The organism is Wolbachia endosymbiont of Nilaparvata lugens (assembly GCF_007115045.1).
GTDB lineage: Bacteria > Pseudomonadota > Alphaproteobacteria > Rickettsiales > Anaplasmataceae > Wolbachia.
This window is the reverse complement of the sequence record NZ_MUIY01000001.1, coordinates 219,469-234,713: the sequence shown is the minus strand read 5'-3', so window position 1 is coordinate 234,713 and position 15,245 is coordinate 219,469. Positions and strand designations below refer to the sequence as shown.

Below are 15,245 nucleotides of genomic sequence, written 5' to 3'. Positions count from 1 at the left end.
AAGAGTTATTATTAATAAAGTATCGAGGTATCAGTGGCACGTGTTGCAGGCATAAATGTTCCAGTAAAGAAGTGTATTCCTTTTGCATTAACTTATATACATGGTATAGGTATTACTACTGCGAATATAATTTGTCGTAGCTGTAAAATTGATGAGCGTAAGCGTGTTTCAGAATTACAAGATGAAGATATAGAGAAAATTAGTAGTTTTATTAGGCAAAAATATGTCATAGAGGGTGAGCTCAGAAAAAAAGTGGCTATGGATATAAAATCTTTAATGGAAATCGGTTGCTATAGAGGATTAAGGCATAGAAAAGGTTTGCCTGTGAGGGGACAAAGAACCCATACTAATGCTAAAACTCGTAAAGGCAGATCTAAATTGCCTATTGCTGGGAAAAAATAAAATTTGTTATTATCGTGAGTTTTTATGAAAAAAGTTAAAACGGTTGGTAAGAATACAAAAAGGTTTATTACTGGTATTGTCCATATTCGTGCAACTTTTAATAATACTTTTGTAAATGTGACTGATGTTTGTGGTAATACGCTTTACCAGACTTCTGTTGGTGCATGTGGTTTTTCTGGTTCGAGAAAATCCACACCTTATGCTGCAGGTAAGGTTGCTGATTCTGCTGCGAAGAAAGTAATAGAGAGATTTGGTATGAAGGTTGTTTCTGTAATAATTCGTGGTCCTGGTTTTGGTGCAGAAGCTGCAGTTAAAGCACTTCGGAATTGTGGATTGACTGTCACTTCAATTGCAGATAAAACGGCGATACCTCATAATGGGTGTAGATTAAGGAAAAAAAGAAGAGTATAGGATATTTGGAAGGTTTTTGTATGTATTATAGTGATAGTGTTTCTTTCTGTGGAAATTTAGATAGATTAACTAAGCCTAATGCGATTAAGGTAATATCAGGTGATTCAAGTAAAAAAAGTGATATAGTTCTAGAACCTTTGGAAAGTGGTTTTGCTTTAACGTTGGGCCATGCATTAAGGCGTGTAATGTTGTCTTCTCTTCGCGGTAGTGCTGTTTATGGAATAAAAATTGAAGGCGTGAATCATGAATTTACTTCGATCCAAGGAGTTAGGGAAGACATAACTGATATAGCATTAAATATGGGCATGTTGAGATGTAAGCTAAATAACACGTCTAATAAGTGCTTAAATTTGAGCGCTAAAGGGCCTTGTCAAGTATTAGCTGGAATGATAGAAACTGGTGACGAATGCTCTATTGTTAATAAAGATTTGGTGATATGTACACTAGGTCAAGATGTGGAGCTTAACGTTACTATATATGTTGCTAGTGGAAAAGGTTATCTTTCTGTAAATAAATATAAAGAAAATGAATTTTTAAAGTTTATGAATGAACAAGATTTAATTGGCTTTATTCCGATTAATGCTTTATATAGTCCTGTCGAGAGGGTTTCATATAAGGTAGAGAATAGTCGTGTTGGTCAAGTTACTGATAAAGATAAGCTGATATTGTCAATTGAAACTGATGGTACAATCTCTCCAAGTCAAGCTATTGATTATGCTGCAAGAATATTACAGGAGCAGTTGCGGCCTTTTGTTACTTCTAGTATAGGTGATAAAAGATCGAGGGTTTCTTTATCTGGTGATGCTAAAGGTTTGGGGTATGATCCTGTTTTATTGCGTAAAGTAGAGGAACTGGAATTATCTGTTAGGTCTCACAACTGCCTGAAAAATGAAAATATTGTTTATATAGGTGATCTTGTATCGAAGACAGAGAGTGAATTATTAAGGACTGCTAATTTTGGCAGAAAGTCTTTAAATGAAATTAAGGAAGTTCTAAGGAGTTTAGGCTTGTCTTTGGGTATGAATATACCAAATTGGCCACCTAAAGATATAGATGAACTAGCTAAACAACATACTGAGGAGGATTAGGTAGTGTATGAAACATGGAGTAAAAAAAAGTAAATTGTCTCGTTGTACCGAGCATAGGTTATCAATGTTAAAGAATCTATCTATCTCGTTAATTAATCATGAGCAGATTGTAACTACTTTACCAAAGGCTAAAGCACTTCGTCCATATGTGGAAAAGTTTATTACAATTGCTAAGAATAACGATTCTTTACATGGTAGGAGGCTGTTGCTTTCACGTCTTCATAATAGTAAGTTAGTAGTTGATAAGTTATTAAGCGTTCTAGCTAATCGTTATCAAGACCGTAAAGGTGGATATTCTAGAATAATAAAATTTGGTACTCGAAAGGGTGATTGCGCTCCAATGGCAGTGATAGAGCTAGTTGATAGAGATATTTCAGCAAAAGGTGAGATTTATAGTAAAAATAAAAAAGGAAGCAAAGTGGTTACACAAAGCTAATCATTCTTTTTATGGTAAATAGGTTACGCTATTTTGTAGGTTACTTTGGAGAATTGTTAGTTTCGATATATTTAAAGCTGAAATTCTATAATGTTATAAAACGTCGCTTCCGTTGTAAGTTGGGTGAAATTGACTTAATTGTATCTAAAAAAAGGGAGCTGATTTTTATAGAAGTTAAAACAAGTTTATTTGGAAAAGAAGTACCGATATCTCATTTTCAGTGTCAGTCTATTATAAATTCTTCTAAATATTTCTTAAGTAAAAATCTTGATTTTTTAGATTATTCAGTCAGATATGATTTATGTTTTCTTTCCTTAAAGAGAAGGCCTATTTATATAAAAAATGCTTGGATTGAGGAATGGTAGCTTAAATAACTTAGATTTACTAGAATAGGTAATTTAATATGAAAAACAATAATTTAGTTTCATCTTATGCTAGAGCACTGTTTCATGTCTCAGGAAGCAGATTAGGTATTATAAGAAAAGAAGTAGAATTTTTGTTAGCTTTTTTTAAAGATCAAAGTGATGTTTTTGTGTACCTATCTCATCCTATGGTTTCTCTTGTGCACAAAAAAGAAGCGATACTTTCTATAAATGAGAACTTGAGTGAAAACTTAGTCAAATTTATTATGGTTACACTTGCAAACAAGCGCTCCCGTTTATTAATCCTTATATTAGAAAAATTCTTAAATCTTGTCAGGGAAAGTGAAAATGAATTGGAAATTACTATAAAATCAGCAGAGATTTTAAAGAAACCTGATATAAAAATAATTACTGAATCTTTGAACTTTCTTGGTAAAATAATAAAAGTCAGTCATGTGGTTGATCCTTCTATACTAGGCGGCTTTGTAGTTAGGTATGGTTTTAACTTGATTGATGCTTCGCTTAAGAGTTATTTGGATAGATTGGTTGATTTGAGTAAAATGGAAATGTTGAAAATAAGGAATTGTATATGAAGAATAGCATAAACGCCTCTGAAGTAGTAAACATAATAAAAGAGAAGGTTGAGACATTTGATAATCCTATAAAACGAGAAAATATAGGTGAAGTAATTTCAGTAACGGATGGTATCACATTGGTTTATGGGCTGGAAAAAGCAAAGTTTGGTGAAAAGGTATCTTTTGCAAGCGGTGTAGAAGGGATAGTTCTTGATTTAGATCATGATACAGCTGGAATAGTTGTGCTTGGCAATGATCGTGATATAAAAGAAGGGGACGTTGTAAAATGTAGTGGCGATGTTGTACAGGTGCCTGTAGGTCATGAATTATTAGGGAGAGTTGTAAATGCATTAGGCGATCCTATAGACGATGGCGGAGAAATTAGAGCCAAGAACAAAATGTATATAGAATCTAAAGCGCCAGGTATTATTGACCGTAAATCTGTGCATGAACCTCTGCAGACAGGAATTAAAATTATAGATTTGTTGATTCCTATAGGTAGAGGGCAACGTGAGTTAATTATTGGTGATAGACAAATTGGTAAAACCACTATTGCGATTGATACTATTATCAATCAGAAGAAGATTAATGACGAGGTAAACGAAAATCAAAAAATTTACTGTGTTTATGTTGCTATTGGACAAAAAATTTCGACAGTAGCAAAAGTGGTGAATAAGCTAAAAGAAAGTGGAGCATTAGAGTATACAACCGTAGTTGTGGCTAGTTCATCTGACTGCGCGCCCATGCAATTTTTAGCACCTTATACCGGTTGCACTATTGGAGAATTTTTCCGTGATAATGGAATGCATTGCTTGGTGGTATATGATGATTTATCTAAGCATGCTGTGGCATATAGGCAGATGTCCTTATTGCTCAGACGTCCTCCTGGTCGTGAAGCTTATCCTGGAGATATATTCTATGTACATTCTCGCTTGCTTGAAAGAGCTGCTAAAATGTCTGATGAAAAAGGACAAGGGTCTTTGACTGCTTTGCCGATTATTGAAACTCAGGCCGGTGATGTATCTGCATATGTGCCAACTAATGTGATTTCAATTACTGATGGACAAATTTTTCTTGAGTCTGAGTTGTTTCACAAGGGATTTCGCCCTGCGGTGAATATAGGTTTATCAGTTTCTCGGGTTGGCTCTGCTGCACAATTGAAATCTGTGAAAAAAGTTGCTGGTTCTATAAAGCTGAGTTTGGCCCAATATAGAGAACTGGAAGACTTTGCTAAATTTGGTTCTGATCTTGATGCTACTGTTCAATTGTCCTTAAACAAAGGTAAATACCTTATTGAATTATTAAAGCAAAAACAGCATTCACCTATGTCAATAGAAGAACAAGTATTGCTTATGTATATCTTTTCTAATCTGTATAGTCAATTAAGTAAGGTACAGGTGAGCAACATCAATAAGTTCGAGTGTGATCTTATCAATTATTTTCAAACTGTTCACCCTGGAGTTTTAAAAAAGTTGTCAGGTGACATGAATGATGATATAAAAGATGATATTGTTGGTATTGTGAGTGATTTTGTCACTCAATTTAATTGCGTTTAGGCGGTGATTATGACTTCATCCATTGTTAACAAGTTCCCTATTACAAGGGAAGGTTTTGAGAGTATGCAAGTCGAACTTGAGAAATTAAAGGAAGAAAAACCTTCTATCATACAAGCTATTTCTGATGCCCGTGATCAAGGTGATTTATCAGAGAATGCAGAGTATCATGCTGCGCGGGAAAGATTAGGTTTTATTGAAGGTCGTATAATCGAGTTAGAAAATAAGCTTTCGCATGCAGAAGTAATAGAAGTGAAAGATTTGTTTGGTGATTCAGTAATATTTGGTGCAACTGTTACGGTAAGCATGTTAAATGATGATAACAGTGAAATTGAATATGTTTATAAGATTGTAGGTGGATATGAAGCTGATGCTTCAAAGCAGTTGATCTCTACGGATTCACCACTCGGTAGTGCTTTAATTGGCAAAAAAGTTGGTGAGTATGTGGAAGTGATAGTGCCAAATGGAGAGAAATTGTATAAAATAGTTAAGATTGAGTTTAAGTAAATCATGGTACAAGCAGCTTACCCTTCAATTGATCTGTCTCTCATTTCTTCTGTGGAAGGTGTATTAGAGGATGCGCGTTCCGGTAAATTATTCATTTTAGTTGATAATGAAAATAGAGAGAATGAAGGTGATTTGGTTGTTTTAGCTGAAAAGGTGAAGCCAGAACATATTGCTTTTATGGTTAGGTATGGCACTGGTATTGTGTTTTTAGCTATGACGAAGTTTTACATGAATAAACTTAACCTTGAATTTATGAAGAGAAGTAATGTAGATGAAGCACTTATTCCTCACACTGCATTTACTACGTCAGTTGATGCTCGTTATGGTATTACAACGGGTGTTTCTGCTCATGATAGAACGCATACGATACTTACCGCTATTGATGAAAAAAGTACTAAGGATGATATTATTACTCCTGGTCATGTTTTTCCTATTATTGCAAGTGAGGGCGGGGTTTTAGCACGCAACGGTCATACTGAGGCAAGTGTTGAGATAGCAAAATTGGTTGGATCTAATCATGCGGCTGTAGGGTGTGAGCTAGTGAATGATGATGGATCTATGATGCGCTTACCCCAGTTGCTTGAATTTGCTGAACAACATAATATTAAGTTAACTACCATTGATAAACTTATCAGTTACGTTCAAAATTTAAACTAGCGTTTATAGATTCGTATAGTTTAAGTGTTAAAATATAAAATTCCTCAAAGTTATACAAACAAGGAATTTCCATGTCTAAGCTTTTTGTTTTACTATTTTTTTTCGTATACTGTAATAGCGCTTACTCTGTTAGTATTATTAGAGATAGTGAAGTGGAAGCGGTAGTTAAGGATCTAGCGCAACCTTTATTTTCTGCTGCGGGTATTGATAATGATAAAATAAAAGTTTTTATAGTTGATGATAGATCGATTAATGCTTTTGTAATTAACAATAATAGCATTTTCATTCATTTAGGGCTTTTACAATATTCGACTGAACCTTATGTCTTACTTGGTATATTAGCACATGAAATTGCTCATATATCTGCTGGTCATGTATTACAAATGAGTAGTGCTGTAGGTTATTTTCAATCAATAGCAATGATTAGTTATATGGTAGGATTAGTTTCTAGTATTGTCATTAACCCTCAGGTTGCGAGTGCAATCTTGCTTAGTGGTGTAACGCTTAGTTCAAGGTTGTTTTTTAACTATTCTCAAGAGCAAGAGAGTGTAGCAGATAGCTATGCTTTAAGATACCTAGATGAATCTGGCTATGATAATTTGGGTATGAAAGAGATTTTTGACTATTTTAAGAGTATTGAGCATGAAAACACTGAAGAGTATTTCCGCACTCACCCACTTAGTGATAAGCGTATATTTGCTGTACAGAATTATAAGGTTAAAAACAATATAAAACCAATCCTTGCAGATAAATTGCTGAAGTTTGAGCGTATGGTTGCAAAGCTAGACTCTTTCTTTGCTCCTATTCATGTGTTATCTAATAAATATGAAGGTAGTTCTAAGTATGTAAATGCTGTAATTCACTATAGGCAAGGAAAGATAGAAGAGGCTATTACTAAAGTTAATTCATTGATTCAAGAGTCACGCAATGATCCTTATTTATATGAATTAAAAGCGGAGATGTTATACAAAGCTGGAAATTTAAGTGAAGCAATAAAAATGTATGAAGAATCACTTAGATATTTATCTGAGAAGAATAACTATTTAGTGAAACTTGCGTTATCTCATACTTTATTATTACACGGTGAAATAGAGAAGGCAATTTTTTACCTAGAGCAGGTTGCAAGCGTAGAAACAAATAACGCCTTTGTCTGGAAGTATTTAAGTATTGCATATAAACGTAGCGCTGATATGGCAATGTATTATTTTGCTTTGACGAAAAAGGCTTGTATTGAAGGTAATTTAGAGAAATTTATGAAATACGCTGAGTTAGCTATTAAAACTTTACCGAAAGATAGCTCTTGCCTGCTGCAAATTGAGGATATGAAGGAACAATACACACAAAAACACACTTATTTTTAGGTTATCTTTCTCCACACTTATTCAACGTCTCTCTTACTTCATCGCTTATATTGGGTATAATTTTCGTTATAATCGTTTTGGCACCAAAAAATACACCACAAAACATACCTAAGGCAAAGAGAGCTGGCCATGGCATTCTACCAAATATTGCAAGCAAAGCTGCACCTATTATGACTACAGTCATAAGTGGCCCACCTATTCCCCAAATATAACCAATAATATTGCATATTACTTGGGCAGTTGTATCATCTATATCATTAGCAGCATTTGCGTAATCTGAAAAAGAGAGAAACAGCACTATACATAAAGCATTAAAAAATTTTTTTATTATATAGCTCATTCTTTTGCCTCCAAGTAATAAACTAACGCGAAAATAAATTTATATATATACTTATTTTAAAGTAAAACTTATAATTTGTCCATAAATAAGTGTTGCTACATAAATAGCCCACCATTGATATTAAGCACATGTCCCGTTATGTATTTTGCCTCATCGCTTGCTAAAAACAATACTCCTGCTGCTATTTCTTTTCCTGTTCCCATTCTTTTCATTGGGATGTTATCTAATATTTTTTCCTTTTGTCCTTCATTTAAAACTTCAGTCATTTTAGTATCTATAAATCCAGGAGCAATACAATTTACTGTTACATTACGACTTGCAACTTCTTTTGCTATAGATTTACTCATGGCTATTATCCCAGCTTTAGAAGCTGCATAATTTGCTTGCCCGGCATTTCCTGTCAATCCTACTATTGAGGAAATATTTATGATTCTTCCCCAATTATTTTTAATGAATTTCTTGCATGCTTCTCTATTTAGCTTAAATGTGGAGGTCAAATTAATGTCAATCACTTTTTGCCATGCTTCATCTGTCATTCTCAACAATAAGCTGTCTTGTGTAATTCCTGCATTGCATATGAGTCCATCAAAGCCTTTCATCAACTCACTTGCTTTATTTATTAGTTGATTTACCTCTTCAGGATTTGATAAGTTGCAAGGAAGTACGTGAATGTTTTTTTCATATTTTTTAGCAACTTCTTCGATTATTTCTTTTTTTGTACTAGAAATACATAAAGTTGCTCTGGCCTTATGCATAATTTCTACAATTGCCTGGCCTATTCCTCCTGATGCACCAGTAATCAGAAATTTCTTATTCTCTAATCCAAACATAATAATTTTTATTTGTTCCAGCTCTTAACAGAATATTAAAAGACTTGCAATAGATTTTTTCATAACTTTCATTTAATAGAAGCTTCTTGACAAATCTTGTATTTATTGGCGAAATTATGGCGGCTGCATGCCTTTTTTATTTTTTCTACATTCGGCCAGATCGCGCTTATTTAAAGCGTTAGCACATTATCAATTACAGTAATAAAATTAGCACCATGTGGATTCTTTTGCCTTTTTTTGATTGGTAAATTTCTTAACACTTATAGTTAAAGTAATTTAAGAGAGCCAGCGCGTGACTAGTTCTTATTACTTGATCAGTTTTCTGGATACCAGTACTGGTATGACAGGAGTGTGAGATAAGGCTACATTCATACTCCAACAGGTATGACGGTGTCATTCCAGCACTTGATGCTGGAATCCAGAAGTCTTTACTATAAATAATCATATTGAGCACAAAATTATGCTAAAACACAACGTTTTTGTTGAGATTATGGACGAACTGGATTCCAGCGTCATGCGCTGGAATGATATCATAGAGTTCATTGAGATGACAGACTTGAATGACAATAGGGACACTAGAATGAAAGGAAAAGAGGCTATTTAATTGTGCTGAATTTTACAAAATTTATTACTCCTGCCTGACAAATTTATTAGAATAGTATGTTTATTAGTGAAAATCCGAAAAAAATGCAAGAAAAGTTAGTATATTACTTTAGCCAAAGCAACTGTGAAGGCAATGCAGCAATGAGAAATCTACTAGGAGGGAAGGGAGCAAATCTGGCAGAGATGTGTAACATTGGCATTCCTGTTCCACCTGGTTTTACAATTTCCACTGCTGTTTGTCAGGCCTATTGTCAAGATAATGAATTGTCGTGTGATCTACGTAACGAGATAAAAAACTACATGGCGATGCTCGAAAGTGACATCGGTTGTAAATTCGGGGATTCAAATAATCCTTTATTAGTTTCCATACGTTCTGGTAGTGTGAATTCAATGCCGGGCATGCTCGATACAGTCCTAAATGTTGGCCTAAATGATGCAACCGTTGTTGGTCTTGCAAAAAAAAGTGGCGAACGTTTTGCTTACGATAGCTACTGCCGTTTCATCATGATGTACTCGAATGTTGTACTACAGCTTGACCACAACCTATTTCAAGACATTATTGATAGTGAACAGCAAAAAAGTGGAGCAAAAAGCTTAGCTGATCTTGATGTTGATGTTTTAAAGGGGATTGTTAATGATTTCAAAGATGTAGTATATGAGAAAATAGGAAAAAATTTCCCGCAGAACGTTGAAGAACAGTTACTCAATTCAGTAAATGCAGTGTTTTCTTCTTGGCAAAATGATAGAGCTGTTTCCTATAGAAAAATAAATAATATTCCTGAAAACCTTGGAACTGCAGTCAACGTGCAAGCAATGGTTTTTGGTAATCTGAATGATAATTCAGCAACTGGTGTGATATTTACAAGGAATCCTTCAACTGGAGAAAAAAAGCTTTTTGGTGAGTTTTTAGTTAATGCTCAGGGTGAGGATGTGGTTTCTGGTGTTTATACTCCTATGCCAATTGACGGGGAGCAAGAAAGTACCATGGAGAAGTTGCTACCAAGTGTCTACCGAGAATTATGCGCGGTATGTGAAAAACTTGAAAGACATAATAAGGACATGCAGGATATCGAATTTACTGTACAGGACGGTAAGTTATGGATTTTGCAGACTAGGTCTGGCAAGCGCACAGCCGAAGCTGCTATTCGCATGATAGTTGATATGGTAAACGAAGGAGTTATTACAAAAGAGGAAAGAATATTGAGAATTGATCCAAAAACTTTTGACAATTTATTGCATCCAGTTCTTGATGTTAAAATCGATCAAGAAGTAATAGGCAAAGGACTGCCAGCTTCTCCAGGTGTTGCTTCTGGATATGTAGTATTCAGTGCAAGTGATGCTGAAAAAGCTGCAGAGCAGGGTAAAAAAGTAATTTTGGTAAGATCAGAGACGAGCCCTGAAGATATTAATGGAATGAATGCTGCAAGTGGAATAGTAACAGCGAGGGGAGGTATGACCTCCCATGCCGCTGTTGTAACTCGTGGAATGGGTAAACCATGTATTTGTAGTCTAAGTGGACTTTATATTGATAAAGATGAAAAATTTCTTTCTATGGGGGATATAAAAGTAAATAAAGGTGAACCAATCACCATCGACGGAGGAACAGGAGAGGTTATGCTTGGTATTCTTCCGACAGTTTTGCCTGAATTATCTCAAGAGTTCAAAACGATAATTAACTGGGTAGATAAAATCAAAACAGTGAAGGTGAGAGCGAATGCTGATACTCCAAAAGATGCAAAAATTGCGAAAGAATTCGGTGCAGAAGGTATAGGATTATGTCGCACAGAACATATGTTTTTTGCTAGTGATAGAATCGAATTCATTCAAAAATTGATAATAGCTGATGATGAAAATGAAAGGGCAAATGCATTAAATAAACTCGAAGAAATGCAAAAGTCTGATTTCAAAGAAATATTTTCTATTATGGAGGGCAGGGAGGTTACTATACGTTTACTTGATCCACCTCTACATGAGTTTTTGCCCCACAATCAATCTATTATAGAGAAAATTGCCAAATCACTGAATAAGTCAGTTGAATCAGTAAAAAATAAAATAGTACAGTTATCAGAAAAAAATCCAATGCTTGGCCATCGAGGTTGTAGGCTTGCTATTTCTCATCCTGAAATATATAAAATGCAGATTAGGGCAATACTCAGTGCTGCAAGTGAATTAAGGAAAGAAAAGAAGATAGAAGTGAAACCTGAAATCATGATTCCTTTTATCATGAGCGAGAAAGAGTTTGTTCTGATATGCGAGTTAGTAAAGAAAGAGGCTAAAAATTTCGATGTGAGTTATTCAATCGGAACGATGATAGAACTACCAAGAGCAGCACTGATTGCTGATAAGTTAGCAAAACATGCAGAGTTTTTTAGTTTTGGCACTAATGATTTAACGCAAACAACCATGGGACTTTCACGAGATGATTCAGTTAATTTCCTCGATTCTTATAAGGAAAGCAATATATTTGACAATGATCCATTTGAAGTGCTGGACATCGAAGGGGTAGGGGAGTTAATCAAGATAGCCATTGAAAGAGGCAAAAAAACCCGAAGAAAAATAAAGCTGGGTATATGTGGAGAGCATGGAGCAGATCCAAAATCTATAGAGTTTCTCATCAAGTCAGGGGTGGATTATGTTTCATGCTCACCATATAGAGTACCGGTTGCAAAATTAGTGGCAGCACAGCTTAGCATAAGTTTGTTGGGCAGCACAACTGTACGAACATAGATTTCGCTAACAAGTGGCGGAATGATGATTTTTCAAATTGTCGATAAATCTAAGTCAGTTTAGCTATTTTGCTGCTACTTTTTTCTTAATATCTTAAGAAAGATTGACTTTTTGTTTAAAATAATATAGGATAAAATAATAGTGGGTGAGGTAAAAATGTCAGTATCAAAAGAACGTAAGGAATATTTACTAGAAAAGTTTAAATATGCTGCTAAAGAATTTGGCAAATCTGGTACAAAGTCCAATCATCTAGCAGTACCAAAGGAACAGCAACTCTCTATTGATTTAGGTAATAGAAAAGTTTTTGGTATCATAAATAAGATTCTGTATTGGATAGAGAATAATTTTACTTATTTTTTTCCACGATATAATTTGTTTCCAGAAGTTGGAGTTGAAGGAAGAAAAATTCCTGGAACTAATACAAGGGTTAAGTATTTTACTCCAGATGACCAAGTAGAATATACTAAAATTCCTTATAAAGGAAAATTATACGTGGACTTAATGCCAGAAGTGGAAGGTAACAAGTTACAAGGCTTTAAAGGCAAACTATATGATACAACTGATAAAATTAGTAAGGGTAAAAAAGGTTGTGTAGCTTATGTGATCACGCTTGATGGAAAGCTATTAACTCATGAACATATTAATGTTAACAAAAGCGAATGGGCTTATCGTCATTCAACTCTTGCAGGTGGTAGGCCAGTTTTATGTTCTGGTTTAATGAAAGTGGTAAATGGTAAAATAACTTATATAGACAATAATAGCGGGCATTATAAACCAGAATCAGCAAACTTATACAATGCAGTGAAAAAATTAGAAGGTCTATTTTCGAAAGATGCAAAAGTTGTTTTCCTACCATATTGGATTAGCTTGAAAAAACAAATTCCGTTTATACGCAAAATTACTCTAGCCAAACGGGAACCTGTAGAGAAATTCTTGGAAAGGATGGAGAAAAAAGGAAAAGATGGGTTGACTCAATATGAAAGACATTTTGAAAAGATAAAGGAATTTAATGAGCAGTATGAACAAAAATTGCTCCTTGCAAGCTATAAGTCACCTACAAGCGAGCTGTCCTATAAACCAGCTATACATAAAAAACACAGATTGAAATACTCTGAATATATTAACTTACACCTTAATTTTTTGAAAGAGTTTGATGAAAATCCTGAAGTGCAAGAAATAGCAATAGAACATTCAATAAGAAGGGTTATTGGAACAAATTATGGCCATAAGCCTACAGTTGCGCTTGCTAAGGCACAGGTAATAGATAAAGATGGAAAGCTGCAAGAAACGGACGAAATAGTAGGTATAAATGTTGCTTTTCACCATGAGAATGATCGTGATAGCTTTGCTAAACTTCTAGATTTCAAAGAGTATAGCTATATTTGTCATTTGCAAAATAAAGATAGAGCTGTTATGGAAAAATTAATGCCCAATAAACATACAGTTTTTATGAGTACAGACCAGGCTAATAAATTTATAAAGGGCACTTTACAAATTAAAATTGATAGTGTTGAGCAATTGGGTACCCGTTTAGTGAAGAGCTAAAGATCTTACCTTATTTTACCACTCTGCTGAATGGATACATAAAATTGACCATCGATAAATAAATTATCAGACGTTATAGCGTTAATAGGATCTCCTCTTCCTGAAAATACGGAAAGTCAGTAAAAAAAAGCCCAGGCATTAGCACTTCAGCGCTGCAGTTGAGTCAATATGAGAGAGTAAGTCTACAAAAGTAGACTTACTAATTGAACTTTGATCCTTTATTTTACTATAGAACAGAAACTGAATCTGCGAGATAACAAAATTTATTTCCAATCTCTCTTAATGTACTACTTATATCAATAAGTGTCGACTCTTCTTGTGAATCAGATTTAAATAAGCCATGAGTATCTTTCAGACGACAGTACCACTCGCAATTATTTCGCTCCGCTGTTACCTGCCAACTATTACCTGGTGATTTTTCTTCACATTCTCTATAGCAATCATGAAGTGCCTTCCATTCAAATGGAGGATTGAGTATAAGATTTGTCATAATATATTCCTTAATTATAGAACTAATACCACGTTAGTACTTATATGCTAATATAATGTTAATACCTATATTAGCATAATAACTTTTCAGATACGGTTTCTTGATTAAAAATTCCATTTTAGCAATAAAAAACTTACTTATTATAGGAAAATGTGCTCATATAAAACTATTTATAAAGTGACAATAGATGTATTATACTTAGATTCTGATTTGAAATTTTATGCACTTGTTTCTAACAAGATTGGTCAATAAATTTTACTGTTTAAGGATGAGAAACAAAGTAATCATTGTTTCCGGTATTGCTCTTATTCTACTGTTTTTTATCAACAGTACATTTTTAAAAAAAGATCAGGCGGTTCATAGTGATAATCCAATTAGTAGTTTTTCAGTAAAAACTCAGGATTATACTCCACAAAATCGCGCTGTATATTTAAATTTTTCTGGTACAGTAAATCCCTTGCATAGAGCAAGCCTTGTCTCAAGAACAAGTAGTCAAGTTATTGCCGTTTATTTGTCTGATGGTGAAAAGGTAAAGAGAGGCGATGTAATTTTAAAGATAGAAGATTATGACAGAGTTGAGCAAGTTGAAAAAGCCAAAGCTTTATTAAATCAGCGTGAAATTGAGTATGATTCCTCTCGAAAATTGAATACAAAAGGGTATGGAGCGCAAATAAAAGTGGAATCAGCTTTTACTGCGTTGCAGAGTGCAAGAGCTGACCTAAAAAGGCTAGAGTTGGATTTGGAAAATACTGCGATTAAATCCCCTATTGATGGTTATGTAGATAAGATCAACGTAAATGAAGGGGATTTTGTTAATTCTGGACAGAAGATAACTGACATAGTTAATTTTGATCAAGTTCTTGTGGTATTGTATGTTTCAGAAAATGAAGTAAATAAAATAAAACTGGGTAGTGCAGCGCAAATTAATTTGCTAGACGGAAGGGAATTAGTAGGTGAAGTAAGTTTTATTAGTAAAATTGCTGAGCCTAAAACTGGATCTTATAGAGTGGAGGTAAAGGTAACTGATAATGAGATTATATCCTTGCAAGGACTGACTGCTAGTGTAAGCCTCCCTTCAGGTGAAAGATTTGCATATAAAATTCCTTCTTCGGCCTTAAGTTTAAATGATGATGGCGTTCTTGGAATAAAGATTGTTGATGACAATAATTATGTGGTATTTACAGCAATAGAAATTGTTGATCATGAAGATGATGGTGTTTGGGTGGTAGTAAATAACGAAGATAAGCCTATAAAGTTAATAACATTGGGCCATCTATTTGTTAAGCCTGGTGATAAGGTATAACTCGAATGTAACATGACTGTCATCCCAGTGCGTGGTCATAATCTCATCAAAAACT

Annotated in this window: 17 protein-coding genes; 14 read left to right on the top strand and 3 right to left on the bottom strand. The window is 34.3% G+C overall.

Translation table 11 applies throughout. The annotated features are described in order from the left end of the window. Window positions 1-33: 33 nt before the first annotated feature. From rpsM to BWZ41_RS01075, 10 genes are all read left to right on the top strand, one after another. Window positions 34-402: a 30S ribosomal protein S13 gene (gene rpsM / locus BWZ41_RS01120; RefSeq protein ID WP_143689123.1), complete on the top strand. Its 369-nt coding sequence runs from the start codon at window positions 34-36 to the stop codon at window positions 400-402. 24 nt (window positions 403-426) lie between these two features. Continuing rightward, window positions 427-813 carry a 30S ribosomal protein S11 gene (gene rpsK / locus BWZ41_RS01115; protein WP_006012273.1) on the top strand — a complete coding sequence of 129 codons (387 nt, stop codon included), beginning with the start codon at window positions 427-429 and terminating at the stop codon, window positions 811-813. A 20-nt stretch (window positions 814-833) separates the two neighbouring features. Next, entirely contained in the window at window positions 834-1,901 is a 1,068-nt protein-coding gene (locus tag BWZ41_RS01110) for a DNA-directed RNA polymerase subunit alpha (protein ID WP_143689122.1), read from the top strand. 7 nt (window positions 1,902-1,908) lie between these two features. Then, entirely contained in the window at window positions 1,909-2,337 is a 429-nt protein-coding gene (gene rplQ / locus BWZ41_RS01105) for a 50S ribosomal protein L17 (protein WP_143689121.1), read from the top strand. Between the two features lie 11 nt (window positions 2,338-2,348). Continuing rightward, complete coding sequence (locus BWZ41_RS01100; RefSeq protein ID WP_143689120.1) at window positions 2,349-2,702, top strand: YraN family protein; 354 nt, start codon at window positions 2,349-2,351, stop codon at window positions 2,700-2,702. A 38-nt stretch (window positions 2,703-2,740) separates the two neighbouring features. After that, window positions 2,741-3,292 (top strand): ATP synthase F1 subunit delta, encoded by a 552-nt coding sequence (gene atpH / locus BWZ41_RS01095; RefSeq protein WP_143689119.1) that lies wholly within the window; start codon window positions 2,741-2,743, stop codon window positions 3,290-3,292. Continuing rightward, window positions 3,289-4,830, top strand: a complete 1,542-nt coding sequence (gene atpA / locus BWZ41_RS01090) for a F0F1 ATP synthase subunit alpha (RefSeq protein WP_143689118.1) — start codon at window positions 3,289-3,291, stop codon at window positions 4,828-4,830. The genes atpH and atpA overlap by 4 nt, the downstream gene beginning before the upstream one ends. 9 nt (window positions 4,831-4,839) lie before the next feature. Beyond that, window positions 4,840-5,334 (top strand): transcription elongation factor GreA, encoded by a 495-nt coding sequence (gene greA, locus BWZ41_RS01085; RefSeq protein WP_143689117.1) that lies wholly within the window; start codon window positions 4,840-4,842, stop codon window positions 5,332-5,334. Between the two features lie 3 nt (window positions 5,335-5,337). Then, on the top strand, window positions 5,338-5,991 hold the full coding sequence (ribB, locus tag BWZ41_RS01080) for a 3,4-dihydroxy-2-butanone-4-phosphate synthase (RefSeq protein ID WP_143689116.1): 654 nt from the start codon (window positions 5,338-5,340) through the stop codon (window positions 5,989-5,991). A 71-nt stretch (window positions 5,992-6,062) separates the two neighbouring features. Beyond that, the gene (locus BWZ41_RS01075) at window positions 6,063-7,352 is read left to right on the top strand and encodes a M48 family metalloprotease (protein WP_063631059.1); all 1,290 of its coding nucleotides are present in this window, start codon (window positions 6,063-6,065) and stop codon (window positions 7,350-7,352) included. A gap of 1 nt (window position 7,353) precedes the next feature. Here BWZ41_RS01075 and BWZ41_RS01070 read toward each other — a convergent pair whose 3' ends face one another. Together BWZ41_RS01070 and fabG are read right to left on the bottom strand one after the other, a co-directional pair. Then, window positions 7,354-7,692 carry a TrbC/VirB2 family protein gene (locus BWZ41_RS01070; RefSeq protein WP_143689115.1) on the bottom strand — a complete coding sequence of 113 codons (339 nt, stop codon included), beginning with the start codon at window positions 7,690-7,692 and terminating at the stop codon, window positions 7,354-7,356. Between the two features lie 95 nt (window positions 7,693-7,787). Then, a complete protein-coding gene (gene fabG, locus BWZ41_RS01065; protein ID WP_143689114.1) occupies window positions 7,788-8,522 on the bottom strand; it encodes a 3-oxoacyl-[acyl-carrier-protein] reductase in 735 nt (244 codons plus the stop codon). Between the two features lie 460 nt (window positions 8,523-8,982). On the opposite strand from fabG, the gene BWZ41_RS07600 reads away from it, so the two are divergent. From BWZ41_RS07600 to BWZ41_RS01055, 3 genes are all read left to right on the top strand, one after another. Continuing rightward, window positions 8,983-9,126: a hypothetical protein gene (locus BWZ41_RS07600; protein ID WP_017532507.1), complete on the top strand. Its 144-nt coding sequence runs from the start codon at window positions 8,983-8,985 to the stop codon at window positions 9,124-9,126. A gap of 56 nt (window positions 9,127-9,182) precedes the next feature. Next, the gene (ppdK, locus tag BWZ41_RS01060) at window positions 9,183-11,852 is read left to right on the top strand and encodes a pyruvate, phosphate dikinase (protein ID WP_143689113.1); all 2,670 of its coding nucleotides are present in this window, start codon (window positions 9,183-9,185) and stop codon (window positions 11,850-11,852) included. A 156-nt stretch (window positions 11,853-12,008) separates the two neighbouring features. After that, on the top strand, window positions 12,009-13,397 hold the full coding sequence (locus BWZ41_RS01055; protein WP_143689112.1) for a hypothetical protein: 1,389 nt from the start codon (window positions 12,009-12,011) through the stop codon (window positions 13,395-13,397). A 226-nt stretch (window positions 13,398-13,623) separates the two neighbouring features. Here BWZ41_RS01055 and BWZ41_RS01050 read toward each other — a convergent pair whose 3' ends face one another. Next, the gene (locus BWZ41_RS01050; protein ID WP_096618017.1) at window positions 13,624-13,887 is read right to left on the bottom strand and encodes a hypothetical protein; all 264 of its coding nucleotides are present in this window, start codon (window positions 13,885-13,887) and stop codon (window positions 13,624-13,626) included. Between the two features lie 268 nt (window positions 13,888-14,155). Here BWZ41_RS01050 and BWZ41_RS01045 point away from each other — a divergent pair, with 268 nt between their 5' ends. Beyond that, complete coding sequence (locus BWZ41_RS01045) at window positions 14,156-15,190, top strand: efflux RND transporter periplasmic adaptor subunit (protein WP_241653840.1); 1,035 nt, start codon at window positions 14,156-14,158, stop codon at window positions 15,188-15,190. Window positions 15,191-15,245: the final 55 nt, after the last annotated feature.

Bases quoted from the DNA above. Each gene is read 5' to 3' on its own strand.
- atpA (WP_143689118.1), top strand. From the start codon at position 3,289: ATGAAGAATAGCATAAACGCCTCTGAAGTAGTAAACATAATAAAAGAG.
- atpH (WP_143689119.1), top strand. From the start codon at position 2,741: ATGAAAAACAATAATTTAGTTTCATCTTATGCTAGAGCACTGTTTCAT.
- BWZ41_RS01045 (WP_241653840.1), top strand. From the start codon at position 14,156: ATGAGAAACAAAGTAATCATTGTTTCCGGTATTGCTCTTATTCTACTG.
- rplQ (WP_143689121.1), top strand. From the start codon at position 1,909: ATGAAACATGGAGTAAAAAAAAGTAAATTGTCTCGTTGTACCGAGCAT.
- BWZ41_RS01110 (WP_143689122.1), top strand. From the start codon at position 834: ATGTATTATAGTGATAGTGTTTCTTTCTGTGGAAATTTAGATAGATTA.
- BWZ41_RS01050 (WP_096618017.1), bottom strand. From the start codon at position 13,887: ATGACAAATCTTATACTCAATCCTCCATTTGAATGGAAGGCACTTCAT.
- ppdK (WP_143689113.1), top strand. From the start codon at position 9,183: ATGTTTATTAGTGAAAATCCGAAAAAAATGCAAGAAAAGTTAGTATAT.
- ribB (WP_143689116.1), top strand. From the start codon at position 5,338: ATGGTACAAGCAGCTTACCCTTCAATTGATCTGTCTCTCATTTCTTCT.
- BWZ41_RS01075 (WP_063631059.1), top strand. From the start codon at position 6,063: ATGTCTAAGCTTTTTGTTTTACTATTTTTTTTCGTATACTGTAATAGC.
- BWZ41_RS01100 (WP_143689120.1), top strand. From the start codon at position 2,349: ATGGTAAATAGGTTACGCTATTTTGTAGGTTACTTTGGAGAATTGTTA.
- fabG (WP_143689114.1), bottom strand. From the start codon at position 8,522: ATGTTTGGATTAGAGAATAAGAAATTTCTGATTACTGGTGCATCAGGA.
- BWZ41_RS01070 (WP_143689115.1), bottom strand. From the start codon at position 7,692: ATGAGCTATATAATAAAAAAATTTTTTAATGCTTTATGTATAGTGCTG.
- rpsK (WP_006012273.1), top strand. From the start codon at position 427: ATGAAAAAAGTTAAAACGGTTGGTAAGAATACAAAAAGGTTTATTACT.
- BWZ41_RS01055 (WP_143689112.1), top strand. From the start codon at position 12,009: ATGTCAGTATCAAAAGAACGTAAGGAATATTTACTAGAAAAGTTTAAA.
- greA (WP_143689117.1), top strand. From the start codon at position 4,840: ATGACTTCATCCATTGTTAACAAGTTCCCTATTACAAGGGAAGGTTTT.
- BWZ41_RS07600 (WP_017532507.1), top strand. From the start codon at position 8,983: ATGCTAAAACACAACGTTTTTGTTGAGATTATGGACGAACTGGATTCC.